Origin of the sequence: Arthrobacter sp. KN11-1C, assembly GCF_052180225.1 — a bacterium.
In the GTDB taxonomy this organism is placed as follows: domain Bacteria; phylum Actinomycetota; class Actinomycetes; order Actinomycetales; family Micrococcaceae; genus Arthrobacter.
This window is the reverse complement of sequence record NZ_CP197467.1, coordinates 620,807-646,286: the sequence shown is the minus strand read 5'-3', so window position 1 is coordinate 646,286 and position 25,480 is coordinate 620,807. Positions and strand designations below refer to the sequence as shown.

Here is a 25,480-nt window from a genome sequence, read left to right as displayed (position 1 = left end):
ACGCCGCAGCCCCGCAAGCAGTCCGGGCGCCGCCGCTTTCACTCCTTTGACGGCGGCGTCCGGACTCTCCACTCCCTCACGACTCCCTGAAAGTGAACAGCCCATGGACCCGCTCCACCTCCGTTCCGCCGGCACAAGCCTGGTGCTCAGTTTCGATAACGGAGAGGCCGAAGTCATCCACTGGGGTGCCGATCTCGGCAGCACGCTCCCCAACCTCGCCATCCTGGGCGGACCCATCCCCCACTCCGCCATCGACGTGACTGTCCCGGCCGCGCTCCTCCCCCAAGGTTCCTCAGCGTGGCAGGGCCGCCCTGGCCTGCGCGGCCAGCGAATCGCCGACGGCGTCCCGGGACTGGACTTTTCGCTCCGGCTTCGCGTGGTGGACGTACAGGCTGACAACAGCTCCGCCGTCGCCTCTGCCACGATTGTCCAGAAGGATCCCGACGCCGGAATCACCGTGACATCCGCCCTCACCCTTCACCCGGGCGGCCTTCTCGAGCTGCGCCACACCGCCGTCAACGACGGCACGTCCCCGTTCCAGCTCGACGAACTGGCCACCGTCCTCCCGGTTGGGCCGGACGCCGTCGAACTCCTGGACCTCACCGGGCGCTGGTGCCGCGAACGGCACCCGCAGCGCCGGCCCGTCCAACAAGGGACGTGGGTACGCACCGGACGCCACGGCCGCACCGGGCACGATTCCTCGCTGCTTTTCGCGGCGGGTACGGCAGGATTCGGGAACCGCCACGGGAAGGTCTGGGCCACGCACTTGGCGTGGAGCGGCAACCATGAACAATTCGCGGACACCGTGGCCGATGGCCGCACCATGATCGGCGGTTCCGAACTCCTGGGCCCGGCAGAAATAGTGCTCCAGCCCGGCGAAAGCTACACCACGCCCGCACTATTTGCCGCCTACTCGGACCGCGGACTGGACGGCATCAGCGAAGCTTTCTACAGCTGGTTCCGGTCCCGCCCGCATCATGTCCTTCCCGCGGCATCCACGGGACTCCCATCGGGCAAGGCCCGGCCCGTGGTCCTGAACACCTGGGAGGCCGTGTACTTCGACCACCGGCTGGACACACTGATGGAGCTCGCCGAGTCCGCGGCGGAACTGGGCGTGGAGCGCTTCGTGCTCGACGACGGCTGGTTCCGCGGGCGCCGCGACGACCACGCCGGCCTAGGCGACTGGTACGTCGACGAAACCCTTTGGCCAGATGGCCTGACGCCGCTCATCGAGGCCGTGAATTCGCACGGCATGGAGTTCGGGCTCTGGGTGGAACCGGAAATGATCAACCTCGATTCCGACGTTGCACGATCGCACCCCGACTGGATCGTGGGCCCCGCGGCCCTGTCCCACAAGGACGGCGGCCGGCTTCCCCTGGAATGGCGCCACCAGCACATCATCGACCTCGTCAACCCGGCGGCCTGGCGATACGTCTTCGACCGGATTGACGCGCTTCTCGGGGAAAACAACATCAAGTACCTCAAATGGGACCAGAACCGGGACCTCAGCGAGCACGGCCATGCGGGCCGGGCCTCCGTACATGCGCAAACCCTGGCCGTCTACCGGCTCTTCGACGAGCTCCGCAAAGCCCACCCCGGCGTCGAAATCGAAAGCTGCTCTTCCGGCGGTGCCCGGGTGGACCTCGGCATCCTTGAGCGGACCGACCGGATCTGGGGATCGGACTGCAACGACGCCCTCGAGAGGCAGACCATCCAGCGATGGACCGGCGTCGTGGTTCCACCGGAACTGGTGGGCGGGCACATCGGCCCCACCACCTCGCACACCACGGCCCGGACGCACGATCTCTCCTACCGCGCCATCACTGCGATGTTCGGGCATTTCGGGATGGAATGGGATGTCCGGCAGGTCCAAGGCGCCGAACGCGAGGAACTCAAGCGGTTCATTGGCCTATACAAGGAACACCGCGGGCTCGTCCACAGCGGGCGGATGGTCCGTGCGGACGTTCCGGACGACTCGCTGTTGGTGCACGGTGTGGTCTCCGACGACGGCGACTCCGCGCTGTTCGCCGTCGTCAGCACCCGGACGTCGTTTGCCGAACAACCTGGCCGCGTGGCCATTCCGGGCCTCGATCCCGAGCGTTCCTACAGGGTTCAGGCCATCTTCCCGGCCCCCGGCGACGCCGACTATGCCCGCACGTTCACCCAGGTGCAGCCGCCGGCATGGCTGCCGTCCCGGGCTGAGGCGAGCGGCCGCTTCCTTGCTGAGGTAGGGCTTCCCATGCCGGTCCTGAATCCGGAACACGCGCTGCTGCTCCGGATTACGGCTGTGTAGTTGCTGTTTGGTGTTTCTTACGCTGCTTATGGAGGGGGCGCAGCCGGGCGGCGTAAGCCGGGTTGCGCGCCCGGCGGCGTAAGCCCGGCGGCGTAAGAAACACCAGGCAGGCTTGGCGCACCTATAGATTGGGAGTTATGACTGAAGCTCCCACCGCCACCGAAGCCGGTCGCGGCACCATTCTCGTCCTGAACGGCCCCAACCTGAACTTGCTGGGCACGCGTGAGCCGGAAAAATACGGCACCTCCACGCTGGCCGACGTCGAACAGCTCGCCATGGCAGCCGCAGAGGCCAACGGCTTCACGGTGGACTGCGTCCAGTCCAACCATGAGGGCGACCTCTTGGACGCCATCCACGGCGCACGCGGAACCGCCGTCGGGATCGTCATCAACGCGGGAGCGTACACGCACACTTCCGTGGCACTGCGGGACGCGCTTGCGGCAGTTCAGCTTCCCGCCGTCGAGGTCCACATCACCAACGTGCACCAGCGCGAGGAATTCCGGCACCACTCCTACCTGTCCCCGGTGTGCTCCGCGGTGATCGTCGGCGCAGGAGTGCAGGGCTACAAGCTAGCCATCGACTACCTCGCCACTGTGGTCTAGCCCCTCGGACTGAGCACGGTCCCGTGGGGACATGCCCACTCTCAAGCCCAAAGCTGGACATGTCCGCCCCACATCCGGGGACATGCCCACTCTTAGCGGCCAGCACTGGACATAAACGCAATATGTCCAATGCTCAAATCAAGCGCAGAGCATGTCCCCGGGACACCGCGGTCTAGTTCCTCGGACTGAGCGGGGCTGTTCCTTGGACTGAGCAGCGTTGCCTGGAGGCGCCTGTGTGCGCCTTTCCTTCGGGACATGCTCATTCTTCAAGCCCAAGGCTGGACATGTCCGCCCCACATCCGGGGACATGCCCACTCTTAGCAGCCAGCACTGGACATAAACGCAATATGTCCAATACTCAGATCAAACGCAGAGCATGTCCCTTGGTGGGCAGGGCTACGTTTTCAAACCCTGGCAATCGGGACATGCTCATTCTTCAAGCCCAAAGCTGGACATGTCCGCCCCACATCCGGGGACATGCTCATTCTTCGCGGCCAGCACTGGACATAAACGCAATATGTCCAATGCTCAGATCAAGCGCAGAGCATGCCCCTTGGTGGGCAAGGGCTACTTCTTGGTGCACTGGCCCGACGACACTGCCGTGCTCAGGGATGATGCTTGCTGGGCCACCGGCGAGAGTTCGTCCATGGTGAGGGCGTAGCCCACTGCCACATCCGAGGTGGTCTTGGCGAAGACCACGCCGGCAACCTGCCCCCCGGTGGTCAGGAGCGGACCGCCCGAATTGCCCGGCTGCACGTCTCCGGCAAGCTTGTAGACCTGCTCAGGTGAGGGGTTGTTTCCGTAAATGTCCGGCACAAGCAGGGTCGAGATACCCTCCACCGCAGCCGGTTTGGACTGGAATGGACCACCGTGGGGGTAGCCGGCGAAGGCCGCGGGCGAACCGGCCGGAAGGTCGGCGCTCAGCTGCAGGGGCGCCGTCGGGAGACCGTCGACGGCGACTACGGCCAGGTCGCGCTGGCTGTCGAAGTAGACCACGCGGCCCGGCAATGCACCGCCGTCGGGGATTTCCACTACGGGCTGCGACACACCAGCCACGACGTGCGCGTTTGTCACCACACGGCCAGGGGAGACGACAAAGCCGGAGCCCGTCTGGTTTTGACCGCATTGGTAGGCCGTACCGGCAATCTTCAGGACGGAATGGGCCGCAGCGTTGAGTGCGGGAGTGTCCGTGCTGGTGTTCGGAATCGGCACAGGCGCCACCGGGCCGATGCCCTCGATGAGCTGCGGAATCCCGTTGCCCATGACCGTGGAACGCAGTTGCGCGACGCTTGCCTTGACGGGCGTTGGCGTCATGGTGTCAATGAAGCGGATCACCTTGGAATCGGACAGCTGCTGCGAAACGAAGGGCACACCCAGGGAACCGATGCTGAACGCCAACAGGGACATGACCAGTGCTGCGACAATCAAGCTGACCAAACCGCCCAGCAGACGGTCGAGTGCGTGCAAGGGCTGGATGCGCACGGCCTTGCGGACCTTTTGACCGATCCAGGTGCCAAGCCCGTGCCCCAGGACAATGAGCACCACGGCCGAGCCGATTATGGCGGTCAGCCTCCAACCGCTGTCCTTTACCCAGTCGCTGACGAGCGGAACCGCGATAAAGGCAGCCATCGCGCCCACGGCGAAGCCTGCGATTCCACCGAGCGTCACGAAGAAGCCGTTGCGCAGTCCGTAGATCAGGTAGGAAAGAAGCGTCAGAATCAACGCCAGGTCCAAGATGGTCAAGCCGAACACCAATGCTCCTCACAGCCGAGTAAGCCCCAATTGTAGTTGCACAGACTGACAACTTGCCTTCGGAAGCATGCTGTCGTCCAGATCGCCAAGCCCACGCCCGGTGGAGCATTCCCGGCGAGTTGGGGCGCGGTTTTGGGCCTGCTCCGCCTGATTTCGGGCGTTTCGGCTGCCAAGTACGTCACAGACGCGACAAAATTCTGAAACAATGGCTGAAGCGCCCCAGCCGAACTTTTACTCAGGAGAATTCATGGATATCGAGGTATTGCGCCGCGCACCCCTCTTCGCCACCCTTGACGACGACGCTTTCCGTCTGCTGACGGACGAACTCACAGAGGTGGACCTTTCACGCGGAGCGTCTGTTTTCCGCGAGGGAGATCAGGGTGACCAGCTGTACTTCATCGTGTCCGGCAAGGTTAAGCTCGGCCGCACCTCTCCGGATGGCCGCGAATCCCTGCTGGCCATCCTGGGCCCGGGCGAGCTCTTCGGCGAAATGGCCCTGTTCGACCCGAGCCCGCGCACCGCAACGGCTACGGCCGTGTCCGAAACGCGACTGGCGGGCCTGAAGAACGAAAGCCTCAACGCCCTGCTGCGCACCCGTCCCGAGGTTTCCGCACAGTTGCTGCAGGCACTCGCCCGCCGCCTGCGCCGCACCAACGACTCCCTGTCCGACCTCGTGTTCTCGGACGTCCCGGGCCGCGTCGCCAAGGCCCTGCTGGATCTCGCCGACCGCTTCGGCCGGCCCGCGACCGACGGCGTCCTGGTGGCCCACGAACTCACTCAGGAAGAACTGGCGCAGTTGGTCGGAGCTTCCCGCGAGACGGTCAACAAGGCTCTCGCCGAGTTCGTGCAGCGCGGTTGGCTCCGTCTGGAAGCCCGCGCTGTAGTCATCCTGGACATGCAGCGCCTCCGCCAGCGCTCCCGCTAAGTTCCTGCGACAAAGAAAATGCCTGGTGACACCGGATTTCCGGTGTCACCAGGCATTTTTCGTGTCGCCAGTGCCGCTCGTCGGTCGTCAGCGCTCCCGCTGCGGCTCCCCTGAAACCGTCCGGGCGGCTTCAACTTCGAGCATGAGCGAACCATCCTCTTCAATGAGCCGCGGCTGGTACATATGCGGCTTGCGTTTGTAGCTGAGGTACGCGATGCAGCCTTGGGCGGCAGCCATCTTTTCGAGGATGATCTCCGAACCGGGCACCAGCAGCTGGCCCAATGACAAGCCAACCGTGTTTTCCTGGCCGACTTCGTCCCCAAGCTCAGTGGTCTCGCGATCGGCCATGAGTTTGGAAACGCATACCCAGCGCCCCCAGACACCCTTGCTTGCAAGCAGCGAAGGCTGTTGGTTCACGGGAAGAGTCGCCGCGAAGTAGCGCGTGTTGAAGCGCCGATGCGCAAAGTCCGGGCTGAGCCAGTTGACGAGCGGCTTGAGGAGGTCGGTCCGGAGCGACAAGCCACGCTTGGCCAGGACATCCGTGAACGACTTGTCTTGTGCCGCCACGGCCTCCCGCGCCTTCATCCACTCGGGAGTCGAGGTTGCCTCGACTGTGGAGGACAAGTCAGGACCGGCCAGCAGCACGCCGGTTTCCTCGAACAGCTCGCGGATGGCGCCCACAACATGGCGGCGGGCAAGTCCGACGTCGGGGGTCCCCAGCGCGTCAGCCCAATGCTGAGGCGAGGGGCCGAGCCAGCCGAGGGCGTCGTCGTCGCTGGGTTCCAGCGATCCGCCGGGAAACGCGACAACACCCAACGGCGAGGAACCGGGACGGTAACCCATCCAAGTTTCCAGGCCGGTAGGCGAATCGCGGAGCAGGACAACAGATGATGCAAAACGCGCGGCACGGGGGGCCCGTTCGCCGAGCTCAAGCCAGTTCCGTGCAGCCCCTTCTAGTTCGGGGGGTAACGAAAACAGGCGTCGGGCAAGTTGTGGCAATTGAGTGAACCGGTTCCTTAGCTGAATTCAGCGATCAACTCGACCTCGACGGGAGAGTCGAGCGGAAGGACTGCAACGCCGACGGCGGAACGCGCGTGCTGCCCTTTGTCGCCGAAGACACGCCCGAGGAGCTCGGATGCACCATTGATGACACCGGGCTGGCCGGTGAAGGAGGCATCGGAGGCCACGAAGCCGACGACCTTCACGATGCGCGTGATGCGGTCGAGGTCTCCGATGACGCTCTTGACGGCAGCCAAGGCATTGACCGCGCAAACGGCTGCATACATCTGCGCGTCTTCCGGAGACACGGTGGGCTCTTCCGAAAGGCCTTCCTCACCGCTGGAGACTTTGCCCGTAGCTTCGAGTTTGCCGTTAATAAAGGGCAGTTGTCCGGAAGTGTAGACGTGGTTGCCGGAGACGATGGCCGGAACGTAGGCGGCCACTGGAGCGGCTACAGCCGGCAGGGTCAGTCCGAGTTCGGCAAGGCGCTGCTCGACGGCGGATGCCGGAGTTGCGGAATCCGCGCCAACGGTGGCTTCTGCGGGGGTTGTCATTGTTACTGCTTCTCCCTCTTCAAGTATGCAACAAGTCCGTTTCCATCGGGTCCGGGGACAACTTGGACGAGCTCCCAGCCGTCCTCTCCCCACTGGTCCAGAATCTGCTTTGTGGCGTGAATGATGAGCGGAATCGTCGCGTACTCCCATTTGGTCATGAAAGAAAGACTAGCCCTTGCCGGTAAAGTGGTGAACATGGTGACTCGTAGGAACCCTCTATTCGACACTGCCACCACTCTTGGAAAGATCCTCGGATTCCTCGGTGTGAGTGCTATTTGTGGTGTCCTGGTGGCGGGCCTGCTCGTCCCCGCGGCCGCCGTTTCAGGCAGCGCGGCGAGCGGATCCATTCAGTTCTTCGACACGCTGCCGGCAGAGCTTCAGGTGAGCCCGCCCAGCCAGGCGACCACCATCCTGGCCGCGGACGGCAGCCAGATCGCCTCCATCTACTCCGAGAACCGCACGCGGGTCTCGCTCGACCAGATGAGCCCTTTCATCAAGGACGCGATCGTCTCGGTCGAGGACAGCCGCTTCTATGAGCACGGCGGCGTCGACGCCACCGGGATCATGCGTGCCATCGTCAGCACGGCGCGCGGCCAGAAGCAGGGTGCCTCCACCATCACCCAGCAGTATGTGAACAACGTCATCAACGAGTCGCTCGTGTCCCAGGGCCAGTCGGCCGATGTGAAGCTCAATGGCGTCAACAAGGGCGTTGGCGACAAACTCCGCGAAATGAAGCTGGCCATCGCCTTGGAGAAGAAGTTCTCCAAGCAGCAGATCCTTGAGGGCTACCTCAACATCGTCTTCTTCAATAAGGACGCCTACGGCATCGAGGCCGCCTCGAGGCTCTTCTTCAGCACCAGCGCCAAGGACCTCACCTTGCCGCAGGCCGCCTTGCTGGCCGGCGTGGTCAACAGCCCGTCTTACTACGACCCGGTGACCAACCCGGACCACGCGAAACAACGTCGCGACCTGGTGCTTGGCCTCATGCTGGACCAAGGAAAGATCAAGAAGGCTGATTACGACGCCGCCATCGCGACGCCGGTGACCACCAAGGTCACGCAGCCCCGCCAAGGCTGCCCCTACTCCGCCACAGCGGCGTATTTCTGCGACTACGTGCTTCACTTGCTCTACAACAACCCTGCGTACGGCGCCACGCAGGACGATCGCATCAACCGCGTCTCGCGTGGCGGCCTGACCATCCAGACCACACTGGATCCCAAGGCGCAGGCCGTGGCCCAAACCCAGGTTGACGCTTCCGCCGGTGCCAACCCGGACAAATGGGGTGCCTCCCTGGTCTCGGTCCAGCCGGGCACTGGCAAGATCGTTTCGATGGCCCAAAATACCGTCTGGTTGCCGGCTGACGGGAAGTTCCAGGCCGAGCAGAACTTTAACGTGGACAAACTCGATGCCAACGGCAACGACCTCAACGGCTTGGGTGGTTTCCAGCCCGGTTCCACCATGAAGCCCTTCACGTTTGCCGAATGGTTGAACGAGGGCAAGTCCATGAACACGGTTCTCGACGGCACTGTTCGGCGCTATCCCCAGAACTTCCCGTGGAAGAATACTTGCCCGACTCCGACGGTGGGCTGGTATGACAGCACCAATGGCACCCAGGACCTCCAGAACGCCGAGGGTGGATATTACAAACCCATGACAGTGGTGGATGGTTTGGCCAACTCCATCAACACCATGACATTTGCCACGGCAGCGAGGGTTGACCTCTGTGGCATCCAGAAGATCGTCGACGCCGTCGGGATCCACGGCGGCCTGCCGGGCGCCAGCGGAGATCCAAACCCGAAGGTTCCCATGACAACGTTGGGCAACCTGATTGGTTCCACCCAGACCGCACCACTGACCATGGCCAGCGCTTTCGCGACCTTCGCGAACAATGGCACGTACTGCGAGCCGATCGCCATCACGTCGGTAACCGATCAGACGGGCGCCAAATTGCCGGCCCAGTCCACAAGCTGCAAGAGTGCGGTCACCCCTGAGGTCGCTCACGGCGTTGCGTACGCGATGCAACAGGTTCTGAACAACGGTTCTGGCTCGCTGATCCAGCCTCGAATCTCCACCAAGACCAACTTCCCGATTGCTGGCAAGACCGGAACCAACGACACCAACGGCTCCACCTGGGTTGCCGGTTACACCTCGGGCCTTGCAACGGCCACGTGGTTCGGCGATCCGCTGGGCAGCCAGAACCGAGCGGGACAGAACGTCACCATCAATGGCAAGTTCTACCAAGGCATTGACGGTTACATGATCGCCGGTCCGCAGTTCGCCAACTACATGCTCCAGGTCGCTCCTGCCTACGGAACCAATCCGTTCCCGGCACCGCCGTCGAACCTCCTCGACCCACCCGGGTACAAGACTTCGACCCCGAGCAACACCACTCCGAACAACACCATTCCGGGCAACACGACTCCAAGCACCCAGCCGAGTAGCAACGGAAACAACAACGGGAAAAAGAACAATGGCTAACGGCTCCAAGCCCGTCATTGCGTCGCTGGCAAGCCGCGTCCGAAGCATCGGACGCGGCTTTGCCGTCGCCGCGGGGGCGGGTGCAACCGCCGGCGTAGCGGGCTTTGCCTATGGCCTCTGGGAGAAAAACCAGTTCGTCCTCCGGGAGGAAACCCTTCCCATCCTGCCGGCAGGCTCGGCTCCCCTCCGGGTGCTGCACGTAAGCGACATCCATTTCGTGCCGAGCCAACGCAAGAAGGCCGAATGGCTGCGTTCGCTCGCTGCGCTAGAACCTGACCTCGTGGTGAACACGGGTGACAATCTCAGCCACCCGCACGCCGTCGTGCCGCTGCTGGATGCGATGCGGCCACTGTTGAAGTTCCCGGGTGTCTTTGTCCCCGGCTCCAACGACTACTACGCCCCCCGGTTCAAGAATCCGACCAGCTATTTCCTGGGCCCGTCGCGCGTCAAGAACAACCCGGTTGAGCTCGATTGGCCGCGGCTTCGTTCGGGATTCGGGATGTCCGGCTGGATCGACCTCACCAACAGGCACCAGTCCCTGCCCATCAACGGGATCCGCTTCGATTTCTCCGGAGTTGACGACCCCCATCTGAACCGGGAGCGCTACGCCGGCTGGCCACGCGGCACCGCCGGACAGGACTCCCGCCCGCACCTGCGCGTTGCCGTTATCCATGCCCCCTACCAGCGAGTCCTGGACCACTTCACGAACGACTCAGCAGACCTCATCCTCGCCGGACACACCCACGGCGGCCAGATCTGCATCCCCGGTTACGGCGCCTTGGTTGCCAATTGCGATCTCCCCACCTGGCGTGCCAAGGGCCTGCACGACTGGGAAAACAACGGGCGCACGACGCCAGTCAACGTCTCAGGCGGCATCGGCACCTCACGCTTCGCCCCGGTCCGCATAGCGTGCAAGCCTGAGGCAGTACTGCTGACGCTCACGGCCCGCCAATAGCCAACCCCACCACCGAGCATGCGCATCCCCCCGTGCCAAGGATGGACATGTCCGCCCGCCACCAATGAGCATGCGCCTCGCTCCGTGCCAAGGATGGGCATAACAGCAATATGTCCATCCTTGGCCACGAAGGCTGGGCATGTCCGTGGGGTGGGCAAGCATTCGGGAGCTGGGCATGTCCGGGGAGCAGCCGTTCCCAATGCCTCCTATCACGGAACGCAATGGTGCTGTGAATCCCGTTACGCGATGGCATAGGGTAGTTGCTACAGGAAACTACCTCCGTGCGTCGTACGAAAAACCCAGGAACGCCGGGACAAAGCTGTTGAGAAGCGGGCATGGCCAAACAGACTTCATTCTTCACCTCGATCAAACGTCTCTACCCACACGTCAAACCGATCCTCCCTCGGCTTTTCATGGGGTTGGTCAGCGCATTGCTCGCCAGCATCATGGCGCTTGCCATCCCGCAGGTGCTGCGGGTCCTGATCAACGGCTCCCTCCACCCCGGCGGCCCCACCAACGCCGTCTGGATTGCCGCGGCCGTGGTTCTGGCACTCGGCATCGCAGAAGCCGGGCTTGTGGCGCTGCGGCGGCAGTTCGTCATCAATCCCGCAACCACAGTGGAATCGAGGATGCGGGTGTCCCTCTACGGGCATCTGCAGGATCTCACCGTTTCCTTCCACGACCGTTGGGGTTCCGGGCAGCTCCTGTCCCGCGCCATGACTGACTTGAACTTCCTCCGCCGTTGGATGGCGTTCGGCGCGATCATGCTGGTCGTCACCACTTTGACCGTGGTGATCGGCGTCGGGGTGATGTTCGCGATGAGCTGGCAGCTGGCTTTGATCTTCCTCGCCGCCGCCGTGCCCATCATGATCTATTCCTTCCGCTTCCGCCGCCGCTTCAGCCAGGTGACCCGGCTGAGCCAGGACCAGGCCGGCGACCTCGCCACCACGGTTGAGGAGTCCGTTCACGGTATCCGCGTACTCAAGGCGTTCGGCCGCAGCCGCGAAGCGCTTGAGAACTTCAACGAGCAGGCCGAGGAGCTGAGGCAGACCGAGATCGCCAAGGCCAAGCACCAAGCCACCTTCACGCTGGTGGTGACGCTGCTGCCCGAGCTGGCGCTCGGCGTCGGGCTCGTGGCGGGCGTCGTGCTCGTCTCCACGGGCCAACTCAGCATCGGTTCCCTCGTAGCGTTCTTCGGCACTGCGGCGGTTGTGGCGGCACCGGTTGAATTCTCGGGGACCCTCCTGGCCATGGCCTTGACCGCCAAGACCGCGCTCGACCGGCACTTCGAGGTCATGGACACGCCGAATACGATCACCAGTCCGGCGACCCCCAGGACTCCCAAGGAACTGCGCGGGGCATTGAGTTTCAAGGGCGCCGCATTTGGTTTCGACGACGGCTCACGGCTCCTGCACGACATCACCCTGGACATCAGGCCCGGCGAAACCATGGCCCTCGTGGGCATCACCGGCAGCGGAAAGAGCGCCCTGCTCCAGCTGGTCCCCCGACTCTACGACGTGAGCGAAGGGGCCGTGACCATCGACGGCGTTGATGTCCGCGACTTCAGCGTCGAGCAGCTAAGGACCGTAGTGGCGGTCGCCTTCGAGGACACCACCCTGTTCTCCAGCTCCGTCCGGGACAACGTGCTGCTCGGCGCGCCCGACACGTCCGAGGAAGCCCTCGAGGAAGCGCTCGACGTCGCGCAGGCGCATTTCGCGTATTCGCTGCCCGACGGCGTCGGGACCCTCATCGGCGAGGAAGGCCTGAGTCTTTCCGGCGGACAACGGCAGCGGATCGCGCTCGCCCGGGCCATCGCAGCCAAGCCCAAGGTCCTCGTGCTGGATGATCCGCTCTCGGCCCTGGATGTGAACACCGAGGAACTCGTCGAAGCCAGGCTCCGCGTGGTCCTCCGCGACACCACCACGCTCATCGTCGCGCACAGGCCGTCGACCGTTGCCCTGGCCGACCGCGTGGCGCTGCTCGAAAACGGAAGCATCACCGCCGTCGGGACCCATACGGAACTGTTGGCCCACAACGCACACTACCGCTACGTAATCGCGAGCCTCGATGCGGGTCCGAAGGACCTCGACCTCGAACTCGACGAACTAGAACAAGAGCTGGATTCGGAACAGCACATGGACCAAGCCGGGGAGGGACGCCGATGAGCACGTTCGGAACCGCCAATGAAGACAACGCCCACCTGAGCCGCAGCGACAGCAAAGCAGTACGACGGCGGTCGGTCGTCTTGCTGGGGTCCCTCATCCGCCCGGTGCGGTTGCGGTTCTGGCTGACGCTGGGCATGGTGGTGCTCTCGCAGGCCACACGGGTGGCCGGGCCCGCGATCATCGCTTTTGGCATCGACCATGCACTGCCCTCGTTGCTCGCCGGGAACAACATGCCGGTGGTCCAGGCCGGCATCCTGTACCTGACGGCTGCTGTCGCCACCGCGGTGTTGACGGCCCTTTACGTGACATCCACGGCGAAGCTGAGCCAATCCATGCTCCTTGACCTGCGGCTGCGGGTCTTCCGCCACACCCAGCGGCTCAGCTTGGAGTTCCACGAGAAGTACACCTCGGGCCGGATCATCGCGCGCCAGACCTCGGACCTGGAAGCCCTGCGTGAACTCCTCGATTCGGGGGTCAGCTCCCTGGCTTCCGGGATCCTGTTCATGCTCTTCACCGCATTTACCGTATTTGCGCTCGACTGGCGCAGCGGGCTCCTCATGCTCGCAACGGGCGTGCCCGCGTACTTCCTTGCGCGTTGGTACCAGAAGCACTCGCAGATCGCCTTCCGCGAATCGCGGGTGGTGTCGGCGAGGCTGATTGTGCACTTCGTGGAGACCATGACCGGCATCCGGGCCATCAAGGCATTCCGCAAGGAACCCGAGAACGCCCGACGCTACGCCGAACTCTCCGAGGACTACCGCAAAGTCACAGTCCGCTCCATCAACCTCAACGGCATCTTCCAACCGGGCCTGGTCCTGATCGGCAACGTGTGCGTGGCAGTGGTCCTGTTGTTCGGCGGCTTCCGGGTGCTCTCCGGAGACCTGGCAGTGGGCGTGCTCCTGGCGCTGATCCTTTCGACTAAGCGCTTCTTCCAGCCCGTGGACCAGATGGCCATGTTCTACAACTCCTTCCAGAGCGCCCAGGCTGCGCTGGAGAAGGTCTCGGGCCTGCTCGAAGAAGTCCCCACCGTCCGGCCGCCCAAGAATCCCGTGCCCTTGCCCCATGCCCGTGGCGAAATCGACTTCCGCGGCGTGGAGTTCGGCTACGGCAACGGCAAGGTGGTTGTTCCTAAACTGGACCTTCACATTCCCGCTGGACAGACCATAGCGCTCGTCGGACAGACCGGCGCCGGCAAATCGACCTTCGCCAAGCTCATCGCCCGCTTCTACGACGTCACCGAAGGATCCTTGACCCTCGACGGCGTCGACCTCAGGGAGCTCTCGACGGCGGACCTGCGCCGCGCCGTCGTAATGGTCACCCAGGAGGCCTTCCTCTTTAGCGGCTCGGTCGCGGACAACATCGCCTTGGGACGGCCTGAAGCCACCCGCGCTGAGATTGAAGAAGCTGCCCGCGCAGTGGGAGCACACGACTTCATCTCGGCCCTGCCGGACGGCTACGACACCGACGTCAACAAGCGCGGCGGCCGGGTCTCAGCCGGGCAGCGGCAATTGATCGGCTTTGCCCGGGCGTTCATCGCGGCGCCGGCAGTACTCATCCTCGACGAGGCGACATCGTCGCTTGATATCCCTTCCGAACGGCTGGTACAGGCCGGCCTGAGCAGCTTGTTGTCCGGCACGGACTCCGAGCGGACCGCCATCATCATCGCCCACCGGCTGTCCACGGTGGAGACCGCGGACCGGGTGCTGGTGGTGCACGAGGGACTCATCGTGGAGGACGGCACACCAGCCGAGCTCATCGGCGGCGGCGGACGTTTCGCCCGCCTGCACGGCGCCTGGAAGGACTCGCTGGTCTAAGGCTTCCGTTCCCTCAGGGACGCCTCTCGATTTCGCATCCGGGGAGGGATCGGCTATTCTTGAACAGTTGCTTTCGCAGCGGATCGGGATGTAGCGCAGCTTGGTAGCGCGCTTCGTTCGGGACGAAGAGGTCGCAGGTTCAAATCCTGTCATCCCGACCAAATGGTAGAAGGCCTTCCACTCGGAAGGCCTTCTACTTTATTTAACGAGCCTTTCGGCCCTCCCGAAAATCGCAAAAAACATTCCCCTGACCGGTTTTCCTCAGCTGCCCAAGGTTTAGAGACAAGTGTTGTTAACAACCCCGACACAATGACTCTGGAGCCATATCATGGCCCGGACGGCTCTTCACGCAAAAGAAATCCCCGGCGTGTCGATTTCCGACAACCGGGGACTTCTTCACTTCATTTGAATTATCCAGCGGCTGCCGGGACCTCCGGGAGCCGCCGTCGAGCCTCACCTACACGGGGTCGGGCCAGTTACCGATTGCCTGCGAGACCCTCATGGGATCAGGCCAGTTACCGATAGCCTGCGAGACCACACCCATCGGGTCGGGCCAGTTACCGATTGCCTGCGAGACCCTCATCGGGTCAGGCCAGTTACCAATGCTGAGCACCGTGCTGACGGTGTCTGCCACAGGGGCTGCGGAAACCACGGCTGGCGCCGCGGCGGAGAATGCAAGAGCGCCGGCCAAGGCCACTGCTGCAGCAATCTTCTTCAACATAATTTTTCCTCAATGCGAGTCGGATTCGTTACGGAAATTACGCGGTCCCTGTTGACATTCATTGTAAAATGTTTTCCACAGCGACTGTCAAGCTTTATGCGTAAAGACAGCGCAAAGACAAGCCTCTAGGAGGAACCTGTGGGGAACGGATTCGGAGAAAAGCTCCGTGCCGAACGGCTCGAACGTGGGCTGACCCAGGCTGAATTGGGCAGGGACCTTTACTCACCCAGCTACATTTCACTTCTTGAAACCGGCCGGCGGGAGCCCACGGCCGAAGTCATTGAAGAACTCGCCCGCCGTCTGGAACTCGCACCAAAAGCCTTGGAAGCCTGGAGCCAGCCCGTATCCATCAGTGACGCCGAATACGTGCTCGCGGGGCTGTACGCCAGGCAAGCCTGGGACCTCAGGGACTACCCGCTTGCCGCAAGCCATGCCTCAACCGCCGCCCAAATCGCGCTCGAGGCAAAGAACACCAGCGCCTGGTGGAACATGACCTACATGCAGGCGGAATGCCTCATGAAGCAAGGGCAGTTGAAGGAATGCCAGCAGATCATCCAGCATCTCCTGGAACATCCCATGGCTACCGAATCCGCGGGCCTGGGAGTTCGTGCCCGGCAGATGCTTGCCGCAGTCTGCCACGGACAAGGGCAGCTGGCCACCGCCGTCGAGCACGCCAAGGAAGCCGTGAGGCTGTCCGAGCAGCTGCCCAAAGGCTCAACGTTGATCATCGGGGCGCACCGGGCGCTGATCGGGGCGCTGGCCGAGAGCGGCCGGTTGGACGAGGCCTGGACCTATTGCCAGGCCATGAACAACCAGATGGACGACCATTCGATGTCGCAGCTCGCAGGCGAAGTGGCCTGGGTGGTGGGAAACGTGGCCTTCATGCGGCACGACTACGTTGAAGGCATCAAGCATCACGAGCGTGCCGCGAAGCTGCTCTCCCCCGCCAACGACATTGAGCTGTGGGCACGCTTCAACAAGGCATCGGCGGCTGTCCGGCTCTCCTCGGGAATCGTGGAGCCGGAGACGCTCTCGGCCATCGAACGCGCCGAACTCGCTCTGTCGATTGTTGGCGGAAACAAGACCGACCAGCTGGAAGTCGCCTTCATCCGCGCCCGCTGGCTCTACCTGACGGGCGACATCCCGGCCGCCATCACCAAGTTGCGCGAAATCCACGCGGACCGCGACGTCCTCGCCCGGCACACTGCAGGCGAAGTCGCGTTCCTCCTCGGCAAGGCCCTCAAGGCCGCCGGTGAAAACACCGACGCACTGGTCCATCTCGAAGAAGCCCAACGCGACTTCACTGCCGCCGGAGCGGCAGACCGCGTCCAGCAGGCCATGGACTCCGTGCTGGAGATCCGGCTGGCGGAACGTCGGGCGGCGTCGGGCCACGGCGGCAGCGCGCAGTCTTCCCGCGCAAGCTAGCGGCGAACCCAACTAGCTTGCAGTTGTTGTCGTTTAGACGCGTCTAAACGACAACAACTGCGAGTCAGACGAAAGTCCGGCCGGTGAGCTTTTCGTAGGCTTCCACATAGCGGGCACGCGTCTTCTCGACGACGTCGGCCGGCAGCGCGGGCGGCGGGGTATCACTTGAGCGATCCCAGCCGGATTCCGCGGAGGTCAGCCAGTCGCGCACGAACTGCTTGTCGAACGACGGCTGCGCCTTGCCCGGCTCGTAGGTGGACGCGTCCCAGAAACGCGAAGAATCCGGCGTCAGGACCTCATCGCCCAAGGTGATAACACCCGTGGTGACATCGATTCCGAACTCAACCTTCGTGTCGGCCAGGATGATGCCTCGGCCCCGGGCGATCTCTTCCGCGCGGGTGTAGATCTTCAACGTGAGTTCGCTCAGGCGCGCGGCGATGTCGTCGCCCACCATCGCGACGACGTCGTCGTACGTGATGTTCTCGTCGTGCTCGCCGACTTCAGCCTTGGCAGAAGGAGTGAAGATGGCGTGATCAAGGCGCGAGCCGTCAACCAAGCCTTCCGGGAGGGGGATGTCGCAGACGGTTCCCGATTGGCGGTACTCGGCCAGGCCGGAGCCCGTGAGGTACCCGCGCGCGATGCATTCCACGGGGAACATCTCCAGCCGTTTGCAGATCATCGCGCGGCCCTCGACTTCCGCGGGCACTCCCTCGGCAGCCGTGGATGCGAGGACGTGGTGCTCCACGCCAAGCTGCTCGAACCACCACAGGCTCAACTGGGTGAGGACCCGTCCCTTGTCCGGGATCTCGCTGCTCAAGACGTGGTCGTAGGCGCTGATGCGGTCGCTGGCCACGACGAGGACGCGGTCCTGGCCGGACGCGGTCTCGCTGAAATCATCAGTGGGAACGTAGAGGTCACGGACTTTGCCCGAGTAGAAGTGCTTCCACCCCGGGAGGTCAAGGGTCTCGGTCTGCAGGCCGTTGGCGTTGCTTTCGGGCATGGTTCAGGCCTTCACATTCGGGATGGAGCCGGTGGCCGGGGAGACCACATGGATCTCGCCGCGCGCTGCCTTGCCGGCGATATCGGTACGGAACTGTCCGCCGTCGAGCTGGACCAGCTCCACGCCGTCGTAAGCCCGCTCGCGGGCCTCCACGAGGTCCGTTCCCAATGCCACAACGGCCAGCACGCGGCCCCCGGCGGAGACAATCCGGCCTTCTTCGTCCAGCCTGGTGCCGGCGTGGATGACGTGGACGCCTTCCAGCGCGTCCACCTTGTTCAGGCCGCGGATGCGGTCCCCAGTGCGCGGGGCGTCCGGGTAGTTTTCGGCGGCGACGACGACGGCGACGGCCGACTCCTTCGACCAGCGCAGCTCTTCGGCCTGGTCCAGTTCGCCCTTCGCGGCTGCGAGCATGAGGGCACCGAGAGGGGTCTTGAGCCGGGCCAGGACGGCCTGCGTTTCGGGATCGCCGAAGCGGACGTTGAATTCGATGACGCGCGTGCCGCGGGAAGTCAGGGCCAAGCCGCAGTAGAGGACGCCGACGAACGGAGTTCCCCGGCTGGCCATCTCGTCCACGGTGGGCTGGGCGACGCGGTCGATGACTTCCTGGACCAGGCCTTCAGGCGCCCACTCGAGCGGGGTGTAGGCGCCCATGCCACCGGTGTTGGGGCCTTCGTCATTGTCGAAGATCCGCTTGAAGTCCTGCGCCGGGGACAGCGGCACCGTGGTGCGGCCGTCGCACAGCACGAACAGGGAAACCTCGGGTCCGTCGAGGAACTCCTCGATCACCACGGTTCCACCGGCGTCGAAACAAGACTGGGCGTGAGCGAGTGCTTCCTCGCGGTCATTGGTGACCACAACCCCCTTGCCTGCGGCGAGTCCGTCATCCTTGACGACATGCGGAGCGCCGAAAGTGTCCAGTGCGTCTGCGGCCTCGGCAGCGTTTGTTGCTACGCGGGCCATGGCGGTTGGCACGCCGGCTTCGGCCATGACTTCCTTGGCGAACGCTTTGGACGCTTCGAGCTGTGCCGCGGCCTTGCTGGGGCCAAAGACCGGAATGCCGGTTTCGCGGACAGCATCGGATACGCCTGCAGCGAGCGGAGCCTCCGGCCCGACCACAACCAGGTCAACCGCGAGCTTTGCAGCAAGCGCAGCGACGGCGCCGGGGTTGTTCCCGTCGATCGCGTACGTGGGGACCAGCTTGGCGATGCCCGCATTTCCCGGAGCCGCGTGGACCTCGGAAACGTTGGGATCCTTGAGCAAGGAGCGGACAATTGCGTGTTCGCGGCCGCCGGGGCCAATGACGAGTACCTTCACAGTCTTCAAGGGTACTTTGTGCGGGGGCAGGACTCCTAAGCTGTCTCCACCACTGGACATGCCCCTTCTTCTGTTGCCTCCACCACCGGACATGCCCACCCTTCGCCACGAGCAACGGACACAACACTGATATGTCCACTCGTGCGCACCAACGCAGAGCATGTCCATTCCTCGATCGGGAGCACCAACAAGGGACATGCCCACCCCTTGCCCTGAGCAACGGACATAACACTGATATGTCCACTCCTGAGCTCCGGCGCAGGACATGTCCATTCCAGACCGCGGGCACCGACAAGGCACATGCCCAACCAATCTCGGGGTCGCGGGCATCAACAAGGGACATGCCCACCCCTTGCCCTGAGCAACGGACATAACACTCATATGTCCACTCCTGAGCACCACCGCAGAGCATGTCCCTTCCAGACCACGGGCACCACGGAGCATGTCCATTCCTGGACCGCGGGCACCAACAAGGGACATGCCCACCCCATCTCTGGGTCGCGCGCACCAACAAGGGACATGCCCACCCCTTGCCCTGAGCAACGGACATAACACTGATATGTCCACTCCTGAGCACCAACGCAGGGCATGTCCCTTCCAGACCGCGCGCACCAAGACGGGGCATGTCCAACCCATCTCGGGGGCTTCCGGCTACGAACAACCTGCATGAAGAAGCTCAGGAACTGGCTCAGGGGACCCACCGTATTGGCTGCACTGGCCGGGGTGGCCGCGGCCGCCGTCGTACTTTCCGTTGCAGAACTGATCGGCGCCTTCTTCACGGCCCGGGCTACTCCTGTGATTGCGCTGGGCTCCACGTTCATCGACTTCACGCCGCCGTGGATGAAGGACTTTGCCGTCACCACGTTCGGCACCAATGACAAGGCCGCACTGTTCGTCGGCATGGGCCTGACCATCTTCGTGCTCGCATGCGTGCTGGGCGTCGTCGCCTTCCGGAATTGGGCCCTGGGCGTGTTGGGCGTGTTGGCCATGGGTGCAGTGATTGTGGGTGCCGTGGTGACCCGGGCCAGCGTGAAGCCCGTGGATTCCATACCGAGCCTGATCGGCACTCTGGCCGGACTCATAGTGCTCCGCTTCTTGGTGGCCCGGCTCTGGCGCCTGCGGTCCTTCCCTGACGCCCCGGCCGACACCGCCGCCAAAGGCCTCGAACGTCCCGCCACCACGCGCCGGACTTTCTTCGCCGCTACCGGCATTACCGTTGCCACAGCGGCCATCGCTGCGGGCGGCGGCCGGTTCCTCAGTGCCGCGCGCAGCAATGTGGCGAAGGCAAGGGATTCGCTGAAACTTCCAGCTCCGGCCCGGGCGGCTGCTCCGGTCCCCGCGGGCGTCCAGTCCCCGACGCCGGGAGTCACCCCCTGGCTGACCCCGTCCAAGGACTTCTACCGGATCGACACCGCCTTGAGCGTGCCTGAGATCAACGCCCAGGATTGGGAGCTGCGGATCCACGGGCTGGTGGAACAAGAGGTCCGGCTGAACTTTCAGGACCTGCTCGACGCCCAACTGATCGAAACCCACGTATCGCTCACCTGCGTGTCCAACCCCGTGGGCGGAAACCTTGCCGGCAACGCCAAATGGCTGGGCATGCCCATCCGCGACGCACTCAAACAGGCCCGACCCAAGCCCGGAGCGGACATGGTCCTCTCCACCTCGATCGACGGCTTCAGCGCCTCCACTCCGCTGGAAGTGCTCCAGGACGGACGGGACGCGATCCTGGCCATCGGCATGAACGGCGAACCCCTCCCGCTGGAGCACGGCTACCCCGTGCGCATGGTGGTTCCCGGCCTCTACGGCTTCGTCTCCGCAACCAAATGGGTGGTGGACCTGGAAGTTACCCGATTCGCCGACAGCAAAGCCTATTGGACCACCCGCGGCTGGTCCGAGCGGGGTCCCATCAAGACCATGGCCCGCGTGGAAGTGCCCAAGTCCTTCGCCCGGGTTCCGGCCGGCAAGGTCGCCTTGGGTGGCACGGCCTGGGCCCAGACCCGTGGCATCAAGAAGGTGGAGATCCAGATCGACAACGGTCCATGGGCGGAAGCCACCCTTGCCGCGGAGGCGTCGGTTGTCACGTGGCGGCAGTGGTCCTATAACTGGGACGCCACTCCCGGACCGCACTACATCAAGGTCCGGGCCACCGACGGAACCGGTGAACTGCAGACTGAAAAACGGGCGGATCCCGTGCCTGACGGCGCCTCGGGTTGGCAGTCCGTCATGGTGACCGTGGAGTAGCCCGGGAAGACGGTTCCTTCACCCTAGACTTGCATCATGCCCTTGAGTTCGCATGAAACCTTCAGCGTTGAGTCCGCCGTCGAACTGGCAGTGATCGAGCGCAGCGGCTTCATCGAATCGCGCCATATCGGTTCCGCCGTGGTTCTTTCCGCTGACGGCTCCGTCGTGACCCGGCTCGGCGACATCACCACGCCCATCTACGCCCGCTCCGCGCTCAAGCCTTTCCAGGCCCTCGCGTCAATGCAGTCGGGCGTGCCGCTCCGCGGCGCCCAGGTGGCTTTGGCGTGCGCCAGCCATGTGGGCTCGCTGGACCACATGGACGTGGTGGAAGGCATGCTGAAGGCGGCCGGTGTCCGGGAAGAGCAGCTGCAATGCCCCTCGGCATGGCCACAGGACGAAGTCGCCCGCAACTGGCTGATCCGTTCCGAGCACGGCAAGTCCAAACTAGCCTTCAATTGTTCAGGCAAGCATGCAGCGTTCCTTTGGGCCTGCACCGAGAACGGCTGGGACACCCACAGTTACCTGGAGCCCAACCATCCATTGCAACAGCGCGTGCGGTCCGTGATCGAGGAATACAGCGACGAGAAGATCGCCCACTTGGGCATCGATGGCTGCGGCGCACCCGTCGCCGCGATTTCCCTGACCGGGCTGGCGCGGGCCTATTCGCGCCTGGCCCGGGCGCCGCGGGACCAGAGCTCCAACGCCCGCGCGGCCACCATTGCCACGTCCATGCTGGACTACCCGTGGGCAGTGCAAGGGCGCGGCGAGGCGAACACGATCGTCATGGACGAACTCGAAGTGCTCGCCAAGGGCGGCGCGGAAGGTGTCCTGGTCTTGGCAACGCCCGCGGGCGCGTCGGTGGCGGTCAAGATCCTGGACGGGAATCCCCGCGCGGCCACGCTGGTCGGGCTGACGCTTCTGGCTGTTGCGGGCGCCGTGGACATTCCCGGCGTCTCGAGCGTGCTCGAAAAAGTCGTTGAGCCCGTGCTCGGCGGTGGCCACTCGGTGGGCAGGATCCGCCTCGGCCAGGCCGTTTCGGCTCTGCTGGACTGATAGGAACGACCGACCATGGCAATTGCACGACGCCGGATCGACCTTGAGGAAGGCCGCGCGGCACTCGCCGCATGGCAGGCCGCCGTCGGGCAGGACACCGCAGCACAAGAAGCCGGGCCGGGGACGTCGCGCACTGTGCTGGCCACAGCGGTGCGTTACTCGCTGGAAGAACTGACCGCCCGGGCCCCGGGCAATTCGGTGGAAGTGAGGGTCCCGCCGTTCGGCGTCACCCAGTGCGTGGAGGGCCCCCGGCACACGCGCGGCACCCCACCCAACGTCATAGAGTGCGACGCCGCCACCTGGCTCGCGATGGTCACCGGCCGTTTGGCGTGGTCGGCAGCGGTCGACGCCGGACGGGTTACCGCGTCGGGCCTGCGGGCGGACTTGTCCGAGCTGCTGCCGCTTTTCGCAACCGCTTAAACAAATGACCGCCCCACGACGGCGTGGGGCGGTCATTTGGAATGGCACCTAGTCCGGGCTGACGGAGGGGCTCCCGTGTTGGCCCGGTTTGGTCATTTCGAACTGTGGAATCGCATCGGGATTCGGGCCGCCACGGAACTTCGGCGAAGGCTCGCGTCCTTCGCTGAGGCGCTCGATTTCCTGTTCCTCGAAGACGTCTTCGGCTCCGAGCATGATGGCGGAATCCTCGTTGGTGATTTCACCGCTGAAGGCGCGGACCATGACCGAACGGTCGAACTGGCCTTCCCATTTCGCTACGACGAACGTGGCCACGCAGTTGCCGAGGAGGTTGACGACGACGCGCATGGAGTCCATGAGCCGGTCGGCACCCAGGAGCAGCGCGACGCCGGCAACCGGGAAGATTCCCAGTGCTGCGGCCGTGGCCGAGAGAGCCAGGAACGACGAGCCCGGGACGCCCGCCATGCCTTTGGACGTGAGGAGCAGGACACCCAGGGCTGCCAACTGCTGGCCGAGGTCGAGGTGGTGGCCGAAGGCCTGGGCCAGGAAAAGCAGCGAGATCGACAGGTAGATCGCGGCGCCGTCGAGGTTGAAGGAGTAGCCCGTGGGGACAACCAGGCCCGTGGTGGCCCGGGAGCAGCCGGCGTTGGTCAGCTTGGTCATGATCCTTGGCATGACCGCCTCGGTGGACGCCGTGCCGAGCGCGAGGAGGAATTCCTCACGCGTGTACTTCAGGAAGTGCCACAAGGGCACCCGTGCGAAGCTCCAGGCGACAAGGAAGAGCAGTGCGATGAAGATGATGGCCGCACCGTAACAGGAAGCGATGAGGAGCGCGTAGGTACCGAGCGTGTCGAGTCCGTATTGGCCGATGATGAACGCCATGGCGCCGAAGGCACCGATGGGCGCCACCTTCATGATCCAGGACATGATCTTGAAGATCAGTTCCAGGACGGTTTCCATGAGGCTGATGACCGGCAAGCAGCGCTCGCGGCCGATGACGACGATTGCGGCGCCGAAGAAGACCGAGAAGAACAGGACCTGGAGCAGGCTGTTGCTTGCGAAAGCGCCGATCACGGACGTCGGGATGATGTCCAGGAGGAAGGACGCCGCATCCTTGGGCGGCGCGGTCCCGGTCTTCGCGTTGAGCGCATCCTGGGAGAGAGTGCTGGGATCGATGTAGAGTCCGGCGCCGGGCTGGACGAGGTTTCCCACGATCAGGCCGAAGACCAGGGCAAAAAGCGTGGCGCCGGTGAAGTACAGGAGTGCCTTGACCCCGACCCTTCCGACCGCCTTGACGTCGCCCACTGCCGAGATTCCCGTGACGATCACGAGGAAGATCAGCGGAGCGATGATCATCTTGATGAGTTGAATGAAACCATCGCCCAGTGGCCGGAGGGCGGACCCGATATTCGGCCAGAAATGGCCGATGAGTACACCTGCGACGACGGCGATCAGAATTTGGAAGAAGAGCGACTTGTACAGTGGCTTCTTCTTCCGCGGGGCCGAACTCGCCTTCAGCGCCGCAGAGTCTGGGAACTTCATTGATCTGAACCAATCAGTTTGGGAACAGCCCCGATTTTCGGGGATGGATTCAATGTAATCCGGCTCACACCATTCCACAAGGGGAAATTCAAATTTCATAATGTGGAATATGGTGACGCGAGACGCCTCCGTATCCCCGAAGTCCCTGAGCTCACGCCGTGGACTCCGGACCGGCAGAACGGGCGTAATGTTCACGGCTGCAGGCGCGGCGTGCGAAAGTGGAGCGGCATCGACTTCTACTCCCCAGGGCAATGACGCCCGCCCATATTCAAGCCCAGGCTGTGGACCCACTCCGAAGGACGGCACGAAGAAACATGGATCTCCAGAATCTCCTTGACGACATCGTCGGCACGGTCCAGCCCTTGCTCGGCCAAGGAGCGCCTGCAGACTACATCCCGAGCCTGGCCGCGGTGGATACCCGGCAGTTCGGGATTTCCGTGGCAACCTCCGACGGCGACGTGTTCTCCTCCGGAGACGCTGACGTGCCTTTCTCCATCCAAAGCATTTCGAAGGTCTACGCGCTTGCCCTGGTGCTGGCCGGGGATGGCGACAGGATCTGGAAGCGCGTGTTCCGGGAGCCCTCCGGCAATCCGTTCAATTCCCTGGTGCAGCTGGAACACGAAGACGGAATTCCGCGGAATCCGTTCATCAACGCCGGCGCGTTGGTTGTGACCGACAGGCTGCTCAGCATCGTGGGCAACTCGCCATCTCCCGTGCGGGAATTGCTCCGGCAGGAAAGCGGCAACAACTCGATCGACGCCGACCCCGAGGTGGCAGCCTCGGAAGCGGCGAACAGCCATCGCAACGCCTCGCTGGCACACTTCCTGGCAAGCTACGGAAACCTCGAAAACCCCGTGGACTCGGTCCTCGAGGCCTACATCAACCAGTGCTCGCTCGAAATGAGCTGCACTGATTTGGCAGTTGCGAGCAGGTTCCTGGCCAACAACGGGCTGCGCGGGAACGGCACGGCGTTGCTGTCCCCGTCCCAGACCAAGAGAATCAACGCCGTGATGCTCACGTGCGGCACCTACGACGCCGCCGGCGAATTCGCCTACCGTGTGGGACTCCCGGGCAAGAGCGGGGTGGGTGGCGGCATTGTGGCCGTGGTACCCAACAAATGCACCATCTGCGTCTGGAGCCCGGGCCTGGGACGATCAGGGAATTCACTCGCGGGCGTTGCCGCCCTGGATGAGTTCACCACCCGCACGGGCTGGTCGATCTTCTAGC

Annotated in this window: 20 protein-coding genes and 1 tRNA gene; 13 read left to right on the top strand and 8 right to left on the bottom strand. The window is 63.8% G+C overall.

The genetic code is table 11. From position 1 onward, the window contains the following. Nucleotides 1-103: 103 nt before the first annotated feature. Both ACSBOX_RS03030 and aroQ read left to right on the top strand, forming a co-directional pair. Nucleotides 104-2,293: an alpha-galactosidase gene (locus tag ACSBOX_RS03030; protein ID WP_442544739.1), complete on the top strand. Its 2,190-nt coding sequence runs from the start codon at nucleotides 104-106 to the stop codon at nucleotides 2,291-2,293. A 137-nt stretch (nucleotides 2,294-2,430) separates the two neighbouring features. Beyond that, a complete protein-coding gene (gene aroQ, locus ACSBOX_RS03025) occupies nucleotides 2,431-2,895 on the top strand; it encodes a type II 3-dehydroquinate dehydratase (RefSeq protein ID WP_442544738.1) in 465 nt (154 codons plus the stop codon). A 567-nt stretch (nucleotides 2,896-3,462) separates the two neighbouring features. On the opposite strand, the gene ACSBOX_RS03020 is transcribed toward aroQ, so the two are convergent. Beyond that, nucleotides 3,463-4,647 carry a MarP family serine protease gene (locus ACSBOX_RS03020; protein ID WP_442544737.1) on the bottom strand — a complete coding sequence of 395 codons (1,185 nt, stop codon included), beginning with the start codon at nucleotides 4,645-4,647 and terminating at the stop codon, nucleotides 3,463-3,465. A gap of 247 nt (nucleotides 4,648-4,894) precedes the next feature. Here ACSBOX_RS03020 and ACSBOX_RS03015 point away from each other — a divergent pair, with 247 nt between their 5' ends. Next, complete coding sequence (locus ACSBOX_RS03015; protein WP_011775987.1) at nucleotides 4,895-5,572, top strand: Crp/Fnr family transcriptional regulator; 678 nt, start codon at nucleotides 4,895-4,897, stop codon at nucleotides 5,570-5,572. A gap of 87 nt (nucleotides 5,573-5,659) precedes the next feature. On the opposite strand, the gene ACSBOX_RS03010 is transcribed toward ACSBOX_RS03015, so the two are convergent. The 3 genes from ACSBOX_RS03010 to ACSBOX_RS03000 are packed head-to-tail and all read right to left on the bottom strand — an operon-like array spanning nucleotide 5,660 to nucleotide 7,283. Beyond that, the gene (locus tag ACSBOX_RS03010; RefSeq protein ID WP_442544736.1) at nucleotides 5,660-6,571 is read right to left on the bottom strand and encodes an NUDIX hydrolase; all 912 of its coding nucleotides are present in this window, start codon (nucleotides 6,569-6,571) and stop codon (nucleotides 5,660-5,662) included. A gap of 17 nt (nucleotides 6,572-6,588) precedes the next feature. Continuing rightward, on the bottom strand, nucleotides 6,589-7,125 hold the full coding sequence (locus ACSBOX_RS03005) for a RidA family protein (protein ID WP_078107621.1): 537 nt from the start codon (nucleotides 7,123-7,125) through the stop codon (nucleotides 6,589-6,591). 2 nt (nucleotides 7,126-7,127) lie between these two features. After that, the gene (locus tag ACSBOX_RS03000; RefSeq protein ID WP_009359196.1) at nucleotides 7,128-7,283 is read right to left on the bottom strand and encodes a DUF4177 domain-containing protein; all 156 of its coding nucleotides are present in this window, start codon (nucleotides 7,281-7,283) and stop codon (nucleotides 7,128-7,130) included. A 37-nt stretch (nucleotides 7,284-7,320) separates the two neighbouring features. Here ACSBOX_RS03000 and ACSBOX_RS02995 point away from each other — a divergent pair, with 37 nt between their 5' ends. The 5 genes from ACSBOX_RS02995 to ACSBOX_RS02975 all read left to right on the top strand — a co-directional run bounded on the left by ACSBOX_RS02995 (nucleotide 7,321) and on the right by ACSBOX_RS02975 (nucleotide 14,698). After that, nucleotides 7,321-9,603 carry a transglycosylase domain-containing protein gene (locus ACSBOX_RS02995; RefSeq protein WP_442544735.1) on the top strand — a complete coding sequence of 761 codons (2,283 nt, stop codon included), beginning with the start codon at nucleotides 7,321-7,323 and terminating at the stop codon, nucleotides 9,601-9,603. After that, on the top strand, nucleotides 9,596-10,558 hold the full coding sequence (locus ACSBOX_RS02990; RefSeq protein WP_442544734.1) for a metallophosphoesterase: 963 nt from the start codon (nucleotides 9,596-9,598) through the stop codon (nucleotides 10,556-10,558). The genes ACSBOX_RS02995 and ACSBOX_RS02990 overlap by 8 nt, the downstream gene beginning before the upstream one ends. Nucleotides 10,559-10,893: 335 nt before the next feature. After that, nucleotides 10,894-12,723: an ABC transporter ATP-binding protein gene (locus ACSBOX_RS02985; protein WP_442544733.1), complete on the top strand. Its 1,830-nt coding sequence runs from the start codon at nucleotides 10,894-10,896 to the stop codon at nucleotides 12,721-12,723. Then, nucleotides 12,720-14,537, top strand: coding sequence for an ABC transporter ATP-binding protein (locus ACSBOX_RS02980; protein WP_442544732.1), 1,818 nt, complete (start codon nucleotides 12,720-12,722; stop codon nucleotides 14,535-14,537). Before ACSBOX_RS02985 ends, ACSBOX_RS02980 begins: the two co-directional genes overlap by 4 nt. Before the next feature lie 84 nt (nucleotides 14,538-14,621). Continuing rightward, a tRNA-Pro gene (locus ACSBOX_RS02975) sits at nucleotides 14,622-14,698 on the top strand. A 296-nt stretch (nucleotides 14,699-14,994) separates the two neighbouring features. On the opposite strand, the gene ACSBOX_RS02970 is transcribed toward ACSBOX_RS02975, so the two are convergent. Continuing rightward, complete coding sequence (locus ACSBOX_RS02970) at nucleotides 14,995-15,258, bottom strand: hypothetical protein (RefSeq protein WP_059389476.1); 264 nt, start codon at nucleotides 15,256-15,258, stop codon at nucleotides 14,995-14,997. A gap of 138 nt (nucleotides 15,259-15,396) precedes the next feature. On the opposite strand from ACSBOX_RS02970, the gene ACSBOX_RS02965 reads away from it, so the two are divergent. Then, on the top strand, nucleotides 15,397-16,683 hold the full coding sequence (locus ACSBOX_RS02965; RefSeq protein WP_442544731.1) for a helix-turn-helix domain-containing protein: 1,287 nt from the start codon (nucleotides 15,397-15,399) through the stop codon (nucleotides 16,681-16,683). Between the two features lie 64 nt (nucleotides 16,684-16,747). Here ACSBOX_RS02965 and ACSBOX_RS02960 read toward each other — a convergent pair whose 3' ends face one another. Both ACSBOX_RS02960 and purD read right to left on the bottom strand, forming a co-directional pair. Beyond that, complete coding sequence (locus ACSBOX_RS02960) at nucleotides 16,748-17,683, bottom strand: phosphoribosylaminoimidazolesuccinocarboxamide synthase (protein WP_442544730.1); 936 nt, start codon at nucleotides 17,681-17,683, stop codon at nucleotides 16,748-16,750. Between the two features lie 3 nt (nucleotides 17,684-17,686). Continuing rightward, nucleotides 17,687-18,997: a phosphoribosylamine--glycine ligase gene (gene purD, locus ACSBOX_RS02955; protein WP_442545949.1), complete on the bottom strand. Its 1,311-nt coding sequence runs from the start codon at nucleotides 18,995-18,997 to the stop codon at nucleotides 17,687-17,689. Nucleotides 18,998-19,663: 666 nt separating this feature from the next. On the opposite strand from purD, the gene ACSBOX_RS02950 reads away from it, so the two are divergent. The 3 genes from ACSBOX_RS02950 to ACSBOX_RS02940 are packed head-to-tail and all read left to right on the top strand — an operon-like array spanning nucleotide 19,664 to nucleotide 22,714. Further along, nucleotides 19,664-21,241, top strand: a complete 1,578-nt coding sequence (locus ACSBOX_RS02950; protein ID WP_442544729.1) for a molybdopterin-dependent oxidoreductase — start codon at nucleotides 19,664-19,666, stop codon at nucleotides 21,239-21,241. A gap of 36 nt (nucleotides 21,242-21,277) precedes the next feature. Beyond that, the gene (locus ACSBOX_RS02945) at nucleotides 21,278-22,294 is read left to right on the top strand and encodes an asparaginase (protein WP_442544728.1); all 1,017 of its coding nucleotides are present in this window, start codon (nucleotides 21,278-21,280) and stop codon (nucleotides 22,292-22,294) included. A gap of 15 nt (nucleotides 22,295-22,309) precedes the next feature. Continuing rightward, complete coding sequence (locus ACSBOX_RS02940; RefSeq protein WP_442544727.1) at nucleotides 22,310-22,714, top strand: sterol carrier family protein; 405 nt, start codon at nucleotides 22,310-22,312, stop codon at nucleotides 22,712-22,714. Between the two features lie 48 nt (nucleotides 22,715-22,762). Here the strand turns inward: ACSBOX_RS02940 and ACSBOX_RS02935 are convergent, their stop codons facing one another. Then, entirely contained in the window at nucleotides 22,763-24,253 is a 1,491-nt protein-coding gene (locus tag ACSBOX_RS02935; protein WP_442544726.1) for a cation:dicarboxylate symporter family transporter, read from the bottom strand. 314 nt (nucleotides 24,254-24,567) lie between these two features. Between ACSBOX_RS02935 and ACSBOX_RS02930 the strand changes: the two genes are divergently transcribed. Continuing rightward, entirely contained in the window at nucleotides 24,568-25,479 is a 912-nt protein-coding gene (locus tag ACSBOX_RS02930) for a glutaminase (RefSeq protein ID WP_442544725.1), read from the top strand. The last annotated feature ends 1 nt before the right edge of the window (nucleotide 25,480 follow it).

What these genes read in the sequence shown, in the direction of transcription:
- ACSBOX_RS02930 (WP_442544725.1), top strand. Translation starts at nt 24,568, where the DNA reads ATGGATCTCCAGAATCTCCTTGACGACATCGTCGGCACGGTCCAGCCC.
- ACSBOX_RS02985 (WP_442544733.1), top strand. Translation starts at nt 10,894, where the DNA reads ATGGCCAAACAGACTTCATTCTTCACCTCGATCAAACGTCTCTACCCA.
- ACSBOX_RS03000 (WP_009359196.1), bottom strand. Translation starts at nt 7,283, where the DNA reads ATGACCAAATGGGAGTACGCGACGATTCCGCTCATCATTCACGCCACA.
- ACSBOX_RS02935 (WP_442544726.1), bottom strand. Translation starts at nt 24,253, where the DNA reads ATGAAGTTCCCAGACTCTGCGGCGCTGAAGGCGAGTTCGGCCCCGCGG.
- aroQ (WP_442544738.1), top strand. Translation starts at nt 2,431, where the DNA reads ATGACTGAAGCTCCCACCGCCACCGAAGCCGGTCGCGGCACCATTCTC.
- ACSBOX_RS02980 (WP_442544732.1), top strand. Translation starts at nt 12,720, where the DNA reads ATGAGCACGTTCGGAACCGCCAATGAAGACAACGCCCACCTGAGCCGC.
- ACSBOX_RS02960 (WP_442544730.1), bottom strand. Translation starts at nt 17,683, where the DNA reads ATGCCCGAAAGCAACGCCAACGGCCTGCAGACCGAGACCCTTGACCTC.
- ACSBOX_RS02970 (WP_059389476.1), bottom strand. Translation starts at nt 15,258, where the DNA reads ATGTTGAAGAAGATTGCTGCAGCAGTGGCCTTGGCCGGCGCTCTTGCA.
- ACSBOX_RS02990 (WP_442544734.1), top strand. Translation starts at nt 9,596, where the DNA reads ATGGCTAACGGCTCCAAGCCCGTCATTGCGTCGCTGGCAAGCCGCGTC.
- ACSBOX_RS03030 (WP_442544739.1), top strand. Translation starts at nt 104, where the DNA reads ATGGACCCGCTCCACCTCCGTTCCGCCGGCACAAGCCTGGTGCTCAGT.
- ACSBOX_RS03015 (WP_011775987.1), top strand. Translation starts at nt 4,895, where the DNA reads ATGGATATCGAGGTATTGCGCCGCGCACCCCTCTTCGCCACCCTTGAC.
- ACSBOX_RS02995 (WP_442544735.1), top strand. Translation starts at nt 7,321, where the DNA reads ATGGTGACTCGTAGGAACCCTCTATTCGACACTGCCACCACTCTTGGA.
- ACSBOX_RS02940 (WP_442544727.1), top strand. Translation starts at nt 22,310, where the DNA reads ATGGCAATTGCACGACGCCGGATCGACCTTGAGGAAGGCCGCGCGGCA.
- ACSBOX_RS02950 (WP_442544729.1), top strand. Translation starts at nt 19,664, where the DNA reads ATGAAGAAGCTCAGGAACTGGCTCAGGGGACCCACCGTATTGGCTGCA.
- ACSBOX_RS03005 (WP_078107621.1), bottom strand. Translation starts at nt 7,125, where the DNA reads ATGACAACCCCCGCAGAAGCCACCGTTGGCGCGGATTCCGCAACTCCG.
- ACSBOX_RS02945 (WP_442544728.1), top strand. Translation starts at nt 21,278, where the DNA reads ATGCCCTTGAGTTCGCATGAAACCTTCAGCGTTGAGTCCGCCGTCGAA.